General features: G+C 68.0%; 13 protein-coding genes and 1 pseudogene. 8 read left to right on the top strand and 6 right to left on the bottom strand.

Translation table 11 applies throughout. The annotated features are described in order from the left end of the window. Positions 1-72: 72 nt before the first annotated feature. Positions 73-888 (bottom strand): oxidoreductase, encoded by an 816-nt coding sequence (locus SLINC_RS03715; RefSeq protein ID WP_107406547.1) that lies wholly within the window; start codon positions 886-888, stop codon positions 73-75. Positions 889-1,178: 290 nt separating this feature from the next. Between SLINC_RS03715 and SLINC_RS03720 the strand changes: the two genes are divergently transcribed. Next, on the top strand, positions 1,179-2,192 hold the full coding sequence (locus SLINC_RS03720; RefSeq protein WP_067426599.1) for an NADP-dependent oxidoreductase: 1,014 nt from the start codon (positions 1,179-1,181) through the stop codon (positions 2,190-2,192). A gap of 227 nt (positions 2,193-2,419) precedes the next feature. After that, positions 2,420-4,309 carry a propionyl-CoA synthetase gene (locus tag SLINC_RS03725; protein WP_067426603.1) on the top strand — a complete coding sequence of 630 codons (1,890 nt, stop codon included), beginning with the start codon at positions 2,420-2,422 and terminating at the stop codon, positions 4,307-4,309. Positions 4,310-4,320: 11 nt separating this feature from the next. On the opposite strand, the gene SLINC_RS03730 is transcribed toward SLINC_RS03725, so the two are convergent. Then, positions 4,321-4,821 (bottom strand): PaaI family thioesterase, encoded by a 501-nt coding sequence (locus tag SLINC_RS03730; protein ID WP_067426606.1) that lies wholly within the window; start codon positions 4,819-4,821, stop codon positions 4,321-4,323. Between the two features lie 93 nt (positions 4,822-4,914). Between SLINC_RS03730 and SLINC_RS03735 the strand changes: the two genes are divergently transcribed. The 3 genes from SLINC_RS03735 to SLINC_RS03745 all read left to right on the top strand — a co-directional run bounded on the left by SLINC_RS03735 (position 4,915) and on the right by SLINC_RS03745 (position 6,813). Continuing rightward, positions 4,915-5,382, top strand: a complete 468-nt coding sequence (locus SLINC_RS03735; protein ID WP_067426608.1) for a winged helix-turn-helix transcriptional regulator — start codon at positions 4,915-4,917, stop codon at positions 5,380-5,382. A gap of 148 nt (positions 5,383-5,530) precedes the next feature. Continuing rightward, complete coding sequence (locus tag SLINC_RS03740; protein ID WP_225988228.1) at positions 5,531-6,079, top strand: TetR/AcrR family transcriptional regulator; 549 nt, start codon at positions 5,531-5,533, stop codon at positions 6,077-6,079. Positions 6,080-6,165: 86 nt separating this feature from the next. Beyond that, positions 6,166-6,813: a class I SAM-dependent methyltransferase gene (locus SLINC_RS03745; protein ID WP_067426614.1), complete on the top strand. Its 648-nt coding sequence runs from the start codon at positions 6,166-6,168 to the stop codon at positions 6,811-6,813. On the opposite strand, the pseudogene SLINC_RS03750 reads toward SLINC_RS03745, so the two are convergent. From SLINC_RS03750 to SLINC_RS03760, 3 genes and pseudogenes are all read right to left on the bottom strand, one after another. Further along, positions 6,767-7,850, bottom strand: a pseudogene (locus SLINC_RS03750) (AMP-binding enzyme); the annotation flags it as partial. The gene SLINC_RS03745 and the pseudogene SLINC_RS03750 overlap by 47 nt on opposite strands. A 782-nt stretch (positions 7,851-8,632) precedes the next feature. Next, complete coding sequence (locus SLINC_RS03755; RefSeq protein WP_079164388.1) at positions 8,633-10,306, bottom strand: molybdopterin-dependent oxidoreductase; 1,674 nt, start codon at positions 10,304-10,306, stop codon at positions 8,633-8,635. A gap of 26 nt (positions 10,307-10,332) precedes the next feature. Continuing rightward, positions 10,333-10,536, bottom strand: a complete 204-nt coding sequence (locus SLINC_RS03760) for a hypothetical protein (RefSeq protein ID WP_062705398.1) — start codon at positions 10,534-10,536, stop codon at positions 10,333-10,335. A gap of 239 nt (positions 10,537-10,775) precedes the next feature. Between SLINC_RS03760 and SLINC_RS03765 the strand changes: the two genes are divergently transcribed. After that, positions 10,776-12,023: a sensor histidine kinase gene (locus SLINC_RS03765; protein ID WP_067426618.1), complete on the top strand. Its 1,248-nt coding sequence runs from the start codon at positions 10,776-10,778 to the stop codon at positions 12,021-12,023. 18 nt (positions 12,024-12,041) lie between these two features. Then, entirely contained in the window at positions 12,042-12,677 is a 636-nt protein-coding gene (locus tag SLINC_RS03770; RefSeq protein WP_067426620.1) for a response regulator, read from the top strand. 54 nt (positions 12,678-12,731) lie between these two features. Here the strand turns inward: SLINC_RS03770 and SLINC_RS03775 are convergent, their stop codons facing one another. Beyond that, a complete protein-coding gene (locus SLINC_RS03775; protein ID WP_225988229.1) occupies positions 12,732-14,162 on the bottom strand; it encodes a glycoside hydrolase family 5 protein in 1,431 nt (476 codons plus the stop codon). A gap of 88 nt (positions 14,163-14,250) precedes the next feature. Between SLINC_RS03775 and SLINC_RS03780 the strand changes: the two genes are divergently transcribed. After that, positions 14,251-15,321, top strand: a complete 1,071-nt coding sequence (locus SLINC_RS03780; RefSeq protein WP_079164389.1) for a LacI family DNA-binding transcriptional regulator — start codon at positions 14,251-14,253, stop codon at positions 15,319-15,321. Positions 15,322-15,363 lie beyond the last annotated feature (42 nt).

Genomic DNA, 15,363 nt, shown 5'->3' on the forward strand with positions numbered 1-15,363 from the left:
AGCCACCCGGTCGCCGTCCGCCCGAGCCCGGAACGGACCAGGTGGCACTCCTGGGCACGCGAAAGGTGAGCGTCAGTTCGGCATCCGGTTGAACCTGCGGACGATGCGGTCGAAGATCCGGGCCGGAAGGACGCGGTGGAACACGCTGATGCCTGCGGCGGTCGTGCCGGCGGTGCGCCGCAGTTTCGGGTTCCGGTCGGTGGCCGCCGCGACGATCACCTTGGCCACGGTGGCGGGATCATCGCCGCCGCTGGCGTTCTTCGCCAGCACCTCGTCGAAGGTGCGCCGTCCCGACGCGTAGAGCGGCATTGGGGTGTCGCCCTGCACGCTGTGGTCCCCGAACGGGGTGTTGATCGGGCCGGGCTCGACGAGCAGGATCCGGACGCCGTGCTCGCGGACCTCGTGGTCCAGCGACCCGGAGTAGCCCTCGACCGCGTGCTTGGTCGAGGTGTAGATGGCCATGAACGGGCTGGGGACGAACCCGCTGAGGGAGGAGACGTTGATGACGCGTCCACTCCGTTGGGTGCGCATGTGCGGCAGAACCGCCTTGGTCATCCGCATGGTGCCGTAGACGTTGACGTCGAAGACCTCCTGCGTGCGGGCGACGGAGAACTCCTCGGCGGCGCCGTTGGCACCGACGCCCGCGTTGTTGACCAGGACGTCGATACGCCCGAACCGGTCGATCACCTGCTTGACCACGGAGGCGACCGATTCGTCGCTGGTCACGTCGAGGTCTAGGTAGGTCACCCCGGCGGGCGCGGTGACTCGCGCGGCGTTGCGAGCGGTTCCGATCACCTCGAAGCCCGCCGCGGCGAAGGCACGGGCCGCCTCCTTGCCGACCCCGGATGAGGCACCTGTCACGAGCACCACCGGCCGAGTTGTCGCCATCACGAGCTCCCTTGGTTTTGAGTTACGCCCGTAAGTCTTACGTTCGTATGTCTTACACTCGTATGACTATATGATGACCGTCAGCCAATAGCAAGCGGTCGCGCCTGGCGATCCGAAAAAGGTCCGGGAAGTGGCGCTCGGCTCAGCCTGAGTTTACTTTCCTGCACTCAGAGCTGTAGCGTCGTGGCCGGCACACCAACCCGACCGCACGCGAGGAACGGGCGCGCAGGGCGACTTGCGCGAAGAATCGCATCGAACAGCGGAAAACCCACACAGAAAGGCGGCCGGGCATGAAGGCATTCGTCGTCGACAAGTACGGCAAGGACGGCGCACGCGCCGCAGACGTACCCGAGCCCACGGTCGGAGACCGCGACGTCCTGGTCAGAGTGAGCGCCGCCAGTATCAATCCGCTGGACAAGATGGTCCGCAACGGAGAGTTCAAGCAGCTCCTGAAGTACAAGCTTCCGTTCGTGCTCGGCCACGACGTGGCCGGCGTCGTGACGCGGGTCGGCTCCGCCGTACACGGCTTCGAAGTCGGCGACGAGGTCTACGCCCGTCCGCGCGACCTGCGGATCGGCGGCTTCGCGGAGTTCATCGCGATCGACATGGACGATGTCGCCCCCAAGCCGGCCTCTCTCACCCTCCAGGAGGCAGCCGCCGTGCCGCTGGTGGCGCTGGCCGCCTGGCAGGTCCTCGTCGACCGGGCCCGCGTGCAGCCGGGGCAGAAGGTGCTCATCCACGCCGGTGCCGGTGGCCTCGGCTCGACGGTCATCCAGCTCGCCAAGCACCTCGGCGCCACGGTCGCCACGACCACGAGCACCACCACGGAGGAACTGGTCAGGAGCCTCGGCGCCGACGTCGTCATCGACTACACCAAGGAAGACTTCTCGAAGGTGCTGTCCGGCTACGACCTGGTGCTGGACTCCCTGGGCGGAGCGAACCTGGAGAAGTCGCTGACCGTGCTGAAGCCCGGCGGTCTGGCCATCAGCGTCGTCGGTCCGCCGGACGCCGGGTTCGCCAAGCAGCTCGGCGCCCCCTCATTCATGGGCCTGGTCATGAGCGCGCTCAGCCGCAAGATCCGCAAGCAGGCCAGGACACTGGGAGTGCGCTACCAGTTCCTGTTCATGCGGGCCGACGGCTCCCAGCTGCGCAAGCTCGGCGCCCTCTACGACAGCGGGAAGCTCCGTCCGGTCATCGACAGCACCTTCCCGTTCGACCAGACGCTCGAGGCGATGGCGCACGTCGAGCAGGGCCGCACCAAGGCAGGCAAGGTCGTGATCTCGATGGAGTCCGACAACGACTGAGACGCGGTACTCGGGCAGCCGGGCCGCAACTGACGGCGCACAACTCGGACGCCACCTCGCGGACTTCAAGGTCACCACCAGGACACCGGCCGGTGCGGTCCGTCGGCCGCCGCCCATGTCTCCGCGGCATCCTGCTGGACCATCCCGGCTCTCGTACGGTACTTGTGCCCGACACCGTTCCGCACGGAGCAACACCACCGTGCCTCGATGCCACGAAGGAGTGCGCGATGGGAACGTACGAGGATGTCTTCCGCGCCAGTACCGAGGACCCGGAGCACTTCTGGCTGAAGGCGGCCGAGGCCATCGACTGGGACGTCACTCCGCGACGCGCTCTGGACGCCTCCGGCGCGCCCTTCTACCGCTGGTTTCCCGACGGGCGGCTCAACGTCTGCTTCAACGCCCTCGACCGGCACGTCGAGGCCGGCCGCGGTGAACAGCCCGCGCTCGTCTACGACTCACCCGTCACCGACACCCGGCGCACCTACACCTACGCGCAGCTGAGGGACGAGGTGGCGGCCTTCGCCGGAGCACTCGCGCAGCTCGGCGTGGGACACGGCGACCGTGTGGTCATCTACATGCCGATGGTCCCCGAGGCCGCGGTCGCGATGCTGGCCTGCGTACGCATCGGCGCGGTCCACTCCGTCGTGTTCGGCGGATTCGCCCCGCGCGAACTCGCCCTGCGCATCGACGACGCGGCCCCCAAGGTGGTCGTCTCCGCCTCCTGCGGCATCGAGGGCAAGCGGGTCATCGCGTACAAGCCCCTGCTCGACCAAGCGATCGAACTCGCGGCCCACAAGCCGCAGAAGAGCGTGATCCTGCAACGCCCGCAGGAGCGAGCCGAGTTGGGCCCCGACGATCTCGACTGGACCGCCCTGGTCGCCACCGCACCGCCGGCCGACTGCGTTCCCGTCCCCGCCACCGATCCCCTCTACATCCTCTACACGTCCGGAACGACCGGAAAACCCAAGGGAGTCGTGCGCGACTGCGGCGGCTACGCGGTCGCCCTCCACTGGTCGATGGGCGCCGTCTACGACGTGGGCCCGGGCGAGACGATGTTCACCGGCTCCGACGTCGGCTGGGTCGTCGGACACTCGTACATCGTCTACGCGCCCCTGCTGGCCGGGGCGACGACGGTCCTGTACGAGGGCAAGCCGGTCGGCACGCCGGACGCGGGCCAGTTCTGGCGCGTCGCCGCCGAGTACCGGGTCAAGACCATGTTCACGGCGCCCACCGCCTTCCGGGCGATCAGGAAGGAGGACCCGAAGGGCGCACTCACCGCCGGCCACGACCTCTCGCGCCTGTGCCACCTGTTCCTCGCCGGCGAGCGCCTCGATCCGGAGACCTATCACTGGGCGAGCGCACTGCTGGGCATCCCGGTGATCGACCACTGGTGGCAGACCGAGACCGGGTGGCCCATCGTCGCCAACCCCGTGGGCATCGAGGCAGCGCCCCTCAAGCCCGGCTCCCCCACCCTCCCGCTGCCGGGATGGGACGTACGGGTCCTCGACGCGTCGGGTGAGCCGGTCCCCGCGGGCGTCGACGGCGCGATCGTGGTGAAGCTCCCCCTGCCGCCCGGCGCCCTCCCCACGCTCTGGAACGACGACGACCGCTACCTCGCCTCCTACCTCTCCGCCTACGACGGCTACTACCTCACCGGCGACAGCGGGCACATCGACGCCGACGGTTACGTCTTCGTCATGGGCCGCACCGACGACGTCATCAACGTCGCCGGACACCGGCTGTCCACCGGCAGCATGGAAGAAGCCCTGGCCGCCCATCCCGACGTGGCCGAATGTGCCGTCATCGGCGTCGCCGACGCCCTGAAGGGACAGATCCCGCGCGGCTTCGTCGTCCTCAAAGCAGGCAGCGACCGAGAACCGGGCGAGGTCGAGGCCGAACTCGTCCAGCTCGTACGGACACGCATCGGCGCCGTCGCCTCCCTCAAGGACGTCACGATCGTGGCCGCCCTGCCCAAGACCCGCTCGGGAAAGATCCTGCGCAAGACCATGCGCGGCATCGCCGACGGCCACGACGAACCCATCCCCTCGACGGTGGACGACCCCGGCGTCATCGAGGACCTGCGCCCTGTCCTCCGCCGCCCCGGTCACACCCTGTGACCGGCCGACGCTCACCTTTGCGCGGGAGGTACCGGGAAGAGCATGCAGCTACTGGTGGCGTGGGCGAGCAGACGGTCCGTCCCGTCGAGCAACTGCGCCTGCGCTAGGGCGGTTTGGCGCCCCTGGCTGACAACCGTGCCGATGGCGCGCACCTTGCCCGTGTCCACGGTGATCCGTCGCAGGAACTTCACCGTCAGGTCGAGCGAGGTGTACGCCACGCCCTGCGGAAGGGTGGACTGGACGGCGCAGCCCGCCGCCGAGTCGAGCAGGGTGGCGAAGATACCGCCGTGCACACTGCCGATCGGGTTGTAGTGCTCCTCCCCCGGCATCAGGGAGAACACCGCCCTGCCGGGCTCCACCTCGTCCAGGGTGAAGTCGATGGAGTAGTTGATCGGCGGCCCCGGCAGTCGCCCGTCCTTCAGCTCACGCAGGAAGTCGATGCCGGCCATGCGTCCGGCGGCTTCCGCCAGGATCGCGGGATCTTCCCATTGGTACGTACGCGTTCGTCCCACGACCGGGCACCTTCCCATCTGACTTTTGCAAATGAAGCTAGCCAGGGAGTCACCTGACTGTCAATAACGAAGCCAGATGCTTACGATGAGGGGATGGAATGGCTTGAGGCGAGCACGGAGAACTGCCCCGTCCAGCGCACCCTCGACGTGGTCGGAGAGAAGTGGACCTTGCTGATCCTGCGAGACGCCATCAACGGAGTCCGCCGCTTCGACGACTTCCACCGCCACATCGGCCTGTCGGAGGCGGTCCTCAGCGACCGCCTCCGGAAACTGATCTCGGCCGGCGTCCTGAAGACCGTCCCCTACCAGGAGCCGGGCAGCCGCTCCCGCAACGAGTACCGCCTGACCCGCAAGGGCTGGGATCTGTGGCCCGCCCTCATGGCGCTGAGCCAGTGGGGCGAGATGTACACACTCGGATCCGAGGGACCCGTACTGGATGTCCGCCACAGCGACTGCGACGCTCCGGTCCGCGTCGTCGTCGAGTGCTCCGCGGAGCACTCGGCCCTCACTCCCAAGGACGTCACCGCCCGGCTGGGGCCCGGCGCCCGCCCTCGGGCATGAGCCACCGGCCCGCCCGTCCGTGCGATCACCGGTCAGCGGCCGAAATCGCCTGCCCGCCTGCTGGAAGCGGTCGAACCACTGACCGCAGGAGGCCCTTGCGGTCGCCGATGCTCACCTCGCGCTCTGCGGGGTGAGCCTGATGTGGCGGATGAACCGCAGGCGCGCGGTCGTCGCGGCCTCCCAGCTCTTCCGGGAGCGCGGGGTGAACGGCATCAGCGTCGCCGATCTGATGAAGTCCATCGGACTGACCACGGGCGGCTTCTACAAGCAGTTCCCCTCCAAGGAGGCCCTGGTGGCCGAGGCGGCCCAGGCCGCGTTCGGGGACCTCGACACACTCCTGGCCGGGTTCGACACCGCCCAGGGCGATCACGACACCGCGCGCGGCGCCCTCATCGACTTCTACCTGTCCGCCGAGCACCGCGACCAGCCCGGCACCGGCTGCCCCACCGCCGGATTCGCCGGAGACACGGCTCGCGAACCCACAGCCGGGGACGTACGCGAGACGTACGCGTCGGGAGTCGAGAAATTCGCCGCGTGGATGTCCACCGACGCCGACGACGGCCTCCCCATGGTGGCCACCCTGGTCGGCGCGATCCTGCTCGCCCGGGCCACGGCGGGCACGGAACTGTCGGAGAGGATCCTGGAGTCGACGCACAAAGCCCTGACCGCACCAGACAGGCTTGCCCCGGAATCCTGAACACGGCCCGTGCGGCTGTCTACGATCAAGCGCGATGGCAGCGTCCTCGCCTCTGCTACCGAGGCCGACCGGAAGGCACGCAGAACATGAGCACGCAACCCGACCGCTGGGCGGAACTGACAGGCGGACAAGCCGGAGAGAAGTACGCCGAGCGTTTCGCTCGGCTCGCCGAGTCGGGCCATGACATCCACGGCGAGGCCACCTTCTGCACCGCACTGCTGAAGAAGCCCGCCGCCCGGATCCTCGACGCCGGCTGCGGCACCGGCCGGGTCGCGATCCGGCTCGCCGAGCTGGGCCACCACTGCACCGGCGTGGACGCCGACCTTTCCATGCTCGCTGTCGCCCGCCGTGACGCCCCCGCGCTGGAATGGCTCCACGGCGACCTGGCGCACCTGGATGCCCTCGGCCTGGAACCGGACTTCGACCTGGTGATCGCCGCCGGGAACGTCATCCCCCTGCTGGCCTCCGGCACCGAATCAGCCGTCGTACGGCACCTGGCTGCCGTCCTGCGTCCCGGCGGACTACTGGTCACGGGCATGGGGCTGGACGCGGCACACCTGCCACTGCCGGAACCTCCGGTGACTCTCACGGAGTTCGATCACTGGTGCGGCGAGGCCGGTCTGGTCCTGCGCCGGCGTTATGCCACCTGGGGCGGCGATCCCTACCGTCAAGGCGACGGTTATGCCGTCAGCGTGCACGCCCTGCCCGAGCAGCTGGATCCGCGCCCTGCCTGAAGTGGCCTCCGAGCCGCTGAGCGCGGCGTTCGGCGCCGAGGCTGGCGTAGTGGTCGATCAGGTCTGGGTTGTCCACGGCGGCCGGGTTGACGACCTGCTCGACGGGAGCGCCCTGGAGCAGGCGTTTAGCCGGGACCTCCAGCTTCTTGCCGGTGCGGGTGTGCGGGATGGCGGGCACCTCGATGATCTCGTCGGGGACGTGCCGGGGTGAGGCGCCGGTGCGGATGGCGTCCCGGATGCGGTCGCGCAGGTCGTCGTCCAGTGCGGCGCTGGCCACGAGGACCACGAACAGGGACATCCAGTAGCCGCCGTCCGGCTCTTCCGCGCCGATGACCAGCGCCTCCGTGATCTCCGGGAGTCGCTCGGCCACGTCGTGGATGTCGGCGCTGCCCAGACGTACGCCGTTGCGGTTGAGGGTGGAGTCGGAGCGGCCGTGCACGATCACCGAGCCGTGGGAGGTGAGGGTGATCCAGTCGCCCTGCCGCCACACGCCGTCGTATGCGGAGCAGTAGGCGTCGCGGTAGCGGGCGCCGTCGGGGTCGTTCCAGAAGTACAGCGGCATGGACGGCATCGGGCGGGTGACGACCAGTTCGCCGACCTGGTCCACGACCGGACGGCCCTCCTCGTCGTACGCGGCCAGCGCCACGCCGAGGTGGGGCGCGGACAGCTCGCCCGCCCACGTGGTCACGGGCCCAGGGGTGGGCGGAGGCGAGCAGGGCTGAGCCGGTGCAGCCCACGGCACGGATCGCCGACAGGTCGTGGACGGACGGGTCGATGCCGAACTGGGCCATGCCCAGCAGGTACTGCGGGCTGGTGCCGAAGAGGGTGACGCGGTGGCGGGCCGCCAGCTCCCAGAGGAAGTCCGGCTTGGTGAGGAGGGCCGGGCTGCCGTCGTATGTGCAGGTCGTGGCGCCCGTCAGGAGCGTGGAGGCCACGGGGTTCCACATCATCCAGTGGGCGGTGGTGTACCAGAGGAGTCGGTCGCCCGGGCCCAGGTCGGACTGGAGGCCGAGGGTCTTGAGGTGCTCCAGCAGGACAGAGCACGTCCGTAGCGACGGTCAGCGCCAAGTGCGCCCGCCCGCCAGCTCGGCCTACTGGCGTTTCATGGACAAGGGGGACCTGATCACCGCGGTCATCGAGCGCAGCTTCGAGACCGGCTCGCGACCGAGGCGAAGTCGCTGGTGCACGCGCCGGGCTTCCTCCGCCCGGGCCGGCCTCTTCGCGTACCGGGAGGTCAACGGGGTGACCGTCGGCCTCGTGACGATGTTCGAGCATGGCTCCAGATCAAAGCCACAGCCGTCGCGGACCCCTACGCAGGCCTCGTGGCCACGGCACACTCGGAAGCCGACACACGGATGAGCCTCGCCTGGCGGCAGTCACCGATCACCAGCGACGGCCCAACCACGAGCGCCACCCCCGACCCTCCCCGGAGCGCCGCTGGATCATTCCCTCGAAGGCGGGTCCGCGGCCTCCGGTCGTCAACGACGCTGCCACTGTAAGAGCATCACGGAATCTGCCGCTCCGACCCGCTCGGATCACTACGGCAAGGCGCCCCATCTCCGGCCTGGGCGCCCTCAGTTGCACAGTCACCTTTCGCTGGATCGATCAAAGGGAGCACAGCACGTCAGGCCGTCTCCCTGAGAAGCCGCACCTCAGCCGAACGCGATCCGGGCTCAAGATCATCTGCCAGTGGGGCCACCTCGGTGTTGGTGAGTACGAGGAACGCCATCAGCAGCCGGGCGCCCACCGCGTCGACAACCCCAAGCTGGCGGGGATTCGGGTCTTCCTCGGGTGGGAAGCGCCGCCCCGTGGGACATGCTCAGGCAACCGTGACCTTGATCGTGTGCCGGCCGGTCGCCCCGTCGGGCAACGGCTTGTGCACCTGTCCTGTCTGCACCTGGCCGGTGTTGTCGATGGCACGTACTTGCAACCGATGCTTGCCGGGCGTCGCCTGCCACGGCCAGCTCCACTGCCGCCATGTGTCCACCGACGGCACCGCGGCAAGCCGTACCTGCTGCCACGGGCCGTCATCCACGCGGACCTCCACCGCAGACACCCCACGATGCTGCGCCCACGCCACCCCGGCCACCATCACCAGACCTGGCTCCAGACGCTTGCCCGCGACCGGTGTGTCGATCCGCGACTGTGTCTTCACCGGAGCCAGCGCCGCGTAATCCCGCCGTACCCAATAGGCGCTGAAGTCCGGGAAACGACTCAGCTCCAGCTCCGTCAGCCACTTCGTCGCCGATACGTATCCGTACAACCCGGGCACCACCATCCGGACCGGAAACCCGTGCTCGACCGGCAGTGGCTCCCCGTTCATCCCGACCGCCAGCAACGCGGCCCGCCCGTCACGCAACGCCGCCGTCGGCGTACCGGCCGTGTAGCCGTCCACGGAACGGCTCACCACCTGATCCGCCCCGTCATCCGGCTCGACTTCATCCAGCAGATCCTTGATCGGTACCCCCAACCACCGAGCGTTGCCGACCAACTCGCCACCGACCTCGTTGGACACACATGCCAGCGTGATGTAGCGCTCCACCATCGGCCGTGCCAGCAATTGCTCGTACGTCAACGTCAGCGGCCGTTTCACCCGGCCATGAATCCGCAGCCGCCAGTCCTTCGGCTCCATCTGTGGCACCGTCAAAGCGGTGTCGATCCGGTAGAAGTCCGCGGTCCTGGTCACGAACGGCTCCACTCCGGGCACGCCGACGGAGACCTTGGCGGGCAGTGGCGGTGCCGGGCTCGACGGGGGCGGAAGAACCACCGCGGCCCGGGCCGCGGCCACACGTTGTGCCCAGAGCCGGCGTCCGCCCGGTACGGCCACCGCGGCCGCGCCGATCGCCCCGACCGCCAGCGCGAGGAACCGACGTCGGCCCGGCGGCCGTCCCGCGCCGTCCAGCACCGAGATGCCGGCATCCGACGACGGTGAACTGGTTCCCTGCACCGGGGTGTTGGTTCCCTGTGCCGCCACGTCCGTATCTGGGCCGGTGTTGTCCCCCAGGTCCTGCGTCGATACCGCAACACGGCGCGGCAGGGTGCAGCGCAGCAGCACCAGAAGGCCCGCAGCGGCCAGTGCACCGGCCACCGTCGGCAGCGGGTACGCCCACGTGGCGCTGGGCCGAGTGGCTGACGCCAGTACGCCGATCATCCCGAACACAGCGACGCCGGCCAGCCCGTACCAGATCCGGCGCATGGCCAGTACACCGATGAACGCGGCGAACACCGCCAGCACCAGCACGATTCCCGCCTGCAGCGCCAGCTTGTCGTAGGTGTAGAACACCGCGACGGCGAACTCCTTGACCGGAGTCGGCGCGGCGTCCACGGCGACGCCTCCCACCGCCACGAGGGGCGCCGAGGGCCCGCCCGTCGCGGCCGCCACCAGCTCACCGAGGCCCAGGGCGAGTGCGGTGGCCGCGACGCCGGCAAGTTCGCCGTACCACTGCTTGGGCGGTCTTCCCGGTGCCGGTCGACCTGTCTTCTGAGTCTCCATGCCGATACCTGACATCCGATCTGCGCTTATCGGCTCACCCGGCGCAGCCGGGCGAAGCCGACACCCAGCACGACCAGACCGACGATCGCCACGATCGGCCCGACGACCGCCCACAGCGTCACGCCGCTCATCGCCGAGCCCTTCATGACATCGAGTCCCTGCAAGGTCCAGCCCACGCCGACAAAGGCCAGGAGTGCGCCGAGGCCGAGGACGAACCAGTTCTTCTTCATGGGGTGTCTCCAGGTGGGGAGCCGAAGTTCTCGACAACGAGCGTGACGGTTGTGAGGCCGAGGCGGCGACAACGGTTGGTTGGACCCCGTCGTCCACCGATCGACGTACGCACGGCCCCACCGGTTCATGGACGTTCCCCGGCGCCGAGTCGGGCACTGTGGACGCGGGCGCCCGGAAACGTGGACGTGGGCGCCCGTAAACTGGCGGCCGGATCTCTGCGGGCGAAGGTGGACAGGGCGTGGCAGTACGCAGCACCGTCGACTTCGGATACCGCTACCGCGTCGGATGGCACGTCCTCGTAGGCGCCGTCGCGATACCTCTTGCCGTCGCCATAGCCGCCGACGTCACCGTGGCGCTCGGACAACGCCTGCTTGCCCTCGGTACGCTCGCCGTCATCGTCGCCTGCTATGCCCTGGTCGCTCCGCGAGCCATGGAGAACCGCGATGAGCGTTGGGGTGCGGCCTACTTCGCCGTCCTGGCGGTTGTGTTCCCGCTTCTGCTCGCGATCGCCCCGATCGGTGGCGCACTGCTGTTCGCGCTCTGCCCACAGTTGTTCGTGATGGTCGCGAGGTGGCGGGTACGTCTACCGTTGTTGTTGATCCTCTACGCCGAACTCGCCTGGGCCATGGTGGCGCGGACCGGAGTCAGCCGCTACACGCTGGCGATGGTCGGCGTGACCGTTCTCGTGCCCATGACCGTGACGATCCTCGTGGGCGCCTATCTGACCGGCATCCGCGAGCAGAACCGCAAGCGGGCCGCGCTGATCGAGGAACTGACCCGGACGCGGGCCGCACTGGAACGCGCGGGCCACGAGGCAGGCGTTCATGCCGAACGTGAACGCCTGGCCGCCGAGATCCACGACACCCTGGCACAGGGCTTCACCAGCATCCTCATGCTCGCCCAGGTCGCACGGACGACCCTGCTCCGTGATCCGACGGCCGCCGACGGCCAGCTCGACATCCTGGAGAAGACCGCCCGCGAGAACCTCGCGGAGGCACGCTCGCTGATCGCCGCGTCGGCCCCGGTCGACCTGACCGGCCGCGGACTCGCCGATGCGCTGGACCGGCTCGCCGCCCGGCATACTCGCGACACGGGTACGCGCGTCGAGGTCTCGATCGTCGGCGAACGGTCCGGCACGTCCACCGGCACCGACATCGCCCTGCTGCGCACCGCGCAGGAGGCCCTGGCCAACGTCGGCAAGCACGCAGCCGCCACGACGGTGCGGATCGAGCTGCGCCACGATTCCGGCCTCATGGCGCTGGCCGTGACCGATGACGGCGAGGGCTTCGACCCGGCCACCGTCCAGGGTGGATACGGTCTGCTCGGCATGCGCACCCGCGCCTCCAGCCTCGGCGGAACCTGCACGGTGCGATCGGCTCCCGGCCACGGCACCACGGTGCGGGTCGAACTGCCACTGGCCCCGGCCGAGCAGGCGGCGCGTAGCCTGCAGCCTGTGCTTGATCTGAGCTCCACACCCGACCACTGAGCAGGCGGAACCGGCTCGATGACTGTCCACATCCTGATTGTCGATGACCATCCCGTCGTACGCTTCGGCCTCCGCGGCATGCTCGAGACCTACGACGACCTGCGGGTCGTCGGCGAGGCCGGCTCCGGCGACGAGGCGATCGTCCTCGCCACCGCGACGCGCCCGGACGTCGTCCTCATGGACCTGCGGATGCCGGGTACCGATGGCACCGCCGCGACCGCGCGCATCCGCCAGGAGCACCCCGGCATTCGCGTGCTCGTGCTGACCACCTACGAAGGTGACGCCGACATCCTGCCTGCGATCGAGGCCGGCGCCACCGGTTACCTGCTCAAGGACACCCCGATCGGTACCCTGACCGACGCGATCCGGGCGGCAGCCCGCGGCGAAACCGTCCTCGCCCCGCCGGTGGCCGCCCGGCTGGTGACTCACATGCAGGCGCCGGCCGGAGAGCAACTGACCCCCCGCGAGGTTCAGGTACTCGGTCTTGTCGCGCTAGGTCTGTCCAACAGCGAGATCGGTCGGCAGCTGTACATCGGCGAAGCGACGGTGAAGACTCACCTGCTGCGGACGTTCGTCAAGCTGGGTGTCAACGACCGCACCGCAGCCGTCACCGTCGCTCTCTCGCGCGGCGTCCTCACCTCACCACACCGCTGACCTGCCGCCGAGTTTTTGCTCTTTTATATTCCGGACGGCAGGTGCGCGTCGCTGTCACTGCCCTACGCCGCTCATGATGGCGCTGATGATGCCCGGTTGGGTCACGGTGTAAGAACGTCGGTCGAACAGACCGAACCCGTACTGTCCGTTTGTCCCGTTGTCCCAGTAGACACTGACTTCGCCATACTTCTTGGCTGTGGCCGCAACCGTGCGCGCAAAGTCAGCACGGTATTTGTTGTTCGCCGAGTCGAACGACGACTTGTCGATCGCTCCGTATTCACCGATGACTACCGGGTATCCTTTCGTGACGAATCCGTCATGCATCTTCTTCAACTGCGCGTCCAGAAAGTCCTCCTGCCCCCAGGTGGACGTCTTTGACGGGTTGGTCGCATTCGGGCCCCACTGCGTGATGGTCCCGCTTTCCGTTCCGGCGAAGTCCCACGGATCGTAGTAGTGCACGGAGATCATGATCCTCTGCTCATTACTGGGAATTGAGGAGGATCGATAGCGGTCGGTCGGGAGCACGAAACCGTAGTTGCCCGCGGTGTAATCGATGTTCGTGTTCCAGCCGGGGATGAGCAACCACCGTGAACTGTTGTTACCGCCGGCTTTCCGCACCGTGTCCACGAAGATCTGGTTATAGCTGTTTATGTTCGAGTAGCACGGTTGGGTCGGTTGGCCGTAATCCCCGGTGAACTCTTCGTTCATGGACTCCAGGATCAGGTGTTGGTCGTAGCCCTGGAACTTCGACGCGATCTGTTGCCAGACCTTCTGGTACTTGGCTTTGATTTCCGCCTGGGAGGACGAGTCACAGATCAGCCAGGAGCCGTTGACCGTCTTGTAGCCGTCGCCGTGCATGTTGATCACCACGTACATGCCTCGGCTGTAGGCGTAGTTGACGACTTGCTGGACCCTGTTCAGCCAAGATGAGTTGATCGTGTAATTCGGGCCGGCTCCTATGTTGCGCAGATAGGAGACAGGGATCCGAATTGTCTTGAATCCTGCAGCCCGTACCTTGTCGACAAGAGCTTGCGTTACCGTCGGCAGTCCCCATGCCGTTTCGCTGGGATATCCGTTGGTGTTGGCTTCGAGCTGGTTTCCCAGATTCCAGCCCGCGCCCATATCGGCAGCAATCTGCGAAGCGTTCAACTGAGCCGTCGTGTCGGCAGATGCCTGTTCCGCCGAGCCGCACACGGATGCGGCCAATGCCAATGTGACGGCAACGAGGAAGGATCTGATCTTCATCGCCTTTACAGCCATTGACGTTTCCTCTCTTCCGGCCTTGGGGTGCCAAAACCAAGCGTATTGACCTGACGCAGAGCGGTGGCGGTCATGGCAGCCTGCCGCCGCCGCTGGGTACTGCTGAGCACTCGGGATGACCGAGGCGTGCGACCTTCGGTGCTCGTCGAATTGGCAGTCGAAGCGCTTCGATTGAAGATTCGACGATCTCGGTTCCGCTTCTTCCAGACGAGAAGATAAAGTCATGCCGCAGCCATGACAACAGGTACCGCACTAAAAAATAATGACCCTTCAGGGGCTTGCGGACGGAGCACGTTAACGTTAACGTGCTCCGATGAATGACCCTCCCCATCCCGGTGTCGGACCCGACGCGAAGGGCGTCCAGTCGTCATCCACCGCCAGTGAGCGGCCCGTGGTGCTCGGCGACGTAGCGCGGCGAGCGGGTGTCTCGGCGATGACCGTCTCCCGTGTGCTCAACGAGCGGCCCGGGGTCGGCGACAGGACCCGTGCCCGCGTGTTCGCCGTCGCGGCCGAACTCGGCTACCGCCCCAACAGGCTCGCCCAGGCGCTGGTGACCGGCAGGTCGCAGGTACTGGCGGTGGTGAGTTTCAACACCGCCCAGTACGGTCCCGCGGCAACGGTCTTCGGCGTCGAACAGGCGGCTCGCCAGGCCGGGTACGCCGTGCAGATCACCACGTTGCGCTCCGGCGACCCGTTGCCCGCCCGGGCCGTCATGGAGGGGATCGTCTCCCAGGCGGTCGCCGGCCTCATTCTCGCGGCGCCCCACGACTGGACCGCAGAGGCATTGCGGCACCTTCCCGCCGACCGGCCCGCGGTCGCGCTCGACGTCGATATCGCGCAGGAGGGCGCCCCGGTGATCGGACTCGAGCAGACGACGGGGGCACGCCGGGCCACGGAGCACCTGCTCGCGCTCGGCCATGACACCGTGTGGCACGTCGCAGGTCCGACCGACCAGCCATCGGCCCGAGCCCGCGAACGTGCCTGGCGAGAAGCCCTCGTCGCCGCCGGCCGAACGCCACCGCACCTGTTACGGGGCGATTGGAGTGCACGGTCCGGCTACGAACAGGGGCGGCGACTGGCCGCCATGCCCGACGTCACCGCCGTCTTCGCCGCCAATGACCATATGGCCCTCGGCGTGCTGCGTGCCCTCCGCGAGGCGGGCCATGACGTGCCGGTCGACGTCAGCCTGGTCGGCTATGACGACATCCCCGAGGCCGAATACGTGTGGCCTCCGTTGACCACGGTGCGGCAGGACTTCGGCGAGGCCGGGCGTCGCGCGCTGGAACTCCTTGTCGCCCAGATCGAGGGCGAGCCGAGAACCGGAACACTGGTCGCGCTGGAGCCCGAACTGGTGGTGCGGGGCAGCAGCGGCCCTCCTCCCTGACTCCGGAGTTCGGAACCGACGGACCTGCTGGGACTACCTGCA

Origin of the sequence: Streptomyces lincolnensis (assembly GCF_001685355.1) — a bacterium.
Classification (GTDB): domain Bacteria; phylum Actinomycetota; class Actinomycetes; order Streptomycetales; family Streptomycetaceae; genus Streptomyces; species Streptomyces lincolnensis.

What these genes read in the sequence shown, in the direction of transcription:
- SLINC_RS03715 (WP_107406547.1), bottom strand. Translation starts at nt 888, where the DNA reads ATGGCGACAACTCGGCCGGTGGTGCTCGTGACAGGTGCCTCATCCGGG.
- SLINC_RS03720 (WP_067426599.1), top strand. Translation starts at nt 1,179, where the DNA reads ATGAAGGCATTCGTCGTCGACAAGTACGGCAAGGACGGCGCACGCGCC.
- SLINC_RS03725 (WP_067426603.1), top strand. Translation starts at nt 2,420, where the DNA reads ATGGGAACGTACGAGGATGTCTTCCGCGCCAGTACCGAGGACCCGGAG.
- SLINC_RS03735 (WP_067426608.1), top strand. Translation starts at nt 4,915, where the DNA reads ATGGAATGGCTTGAGGCGAGCACGGAGAACTGCCCCGTCCAGCGCACC.
- SLINC_RS03740 (WP_225988228.1), top strand. Translation starts at nt 5,531, where the DNA reads ATGAACCGCAGGCGCGCGGTCGTCGCGGCCTCCCAGCTCTTCCGGGAG.
- SLINC_RS03745 (WP_067426614.1), top strand. Translation starts at nt 6,166, where the DNA reads ATGAGCACGCAACCCGACCGCTGGGCGGAACTGACAGGCGGACAAGCC.
- SLINC_RS03755 (WP_079164388.1), bottom strand. Translation starts at nt 10,306, where the DNA reads ATGGAGACTCAGAAGACAGGTCGACCGGCACCGGGAAGACCGCCCAAG.
- SLINC_RS03760 (WP_062705398.1), bottom strand. Translation starts at nt 10,536, where the DNA reads ATGAAGAAGAACTGGTTCGTCCTCGGCCTCGGCGCACTCCTGGCCTTT.
- SLINC_RS03770 (WP_067426620.1), top strand. Translation starts at nt 12,042, where the DNA reads ATGACTGTCCACATCCTGATTGTCGATGACCATCCCGTCGTACGCTTC.
- SLINC_RS03775 (WP_225988229.1), bottom strand. Translation starts at nt 14,162, where the DNA reads ATGACTTTATCTTCTCGTCTGGAAGAAGCGGAACCGAGATCGTCGAAT.
- SLINC_RS03780 (WP_079164389.1), top strand. Translation starts at nt 14,251, where the DNA reads ATGAATGACCCTCCCCATCCCGGTGTCGGACCCGACGCGAAGGGCGTC.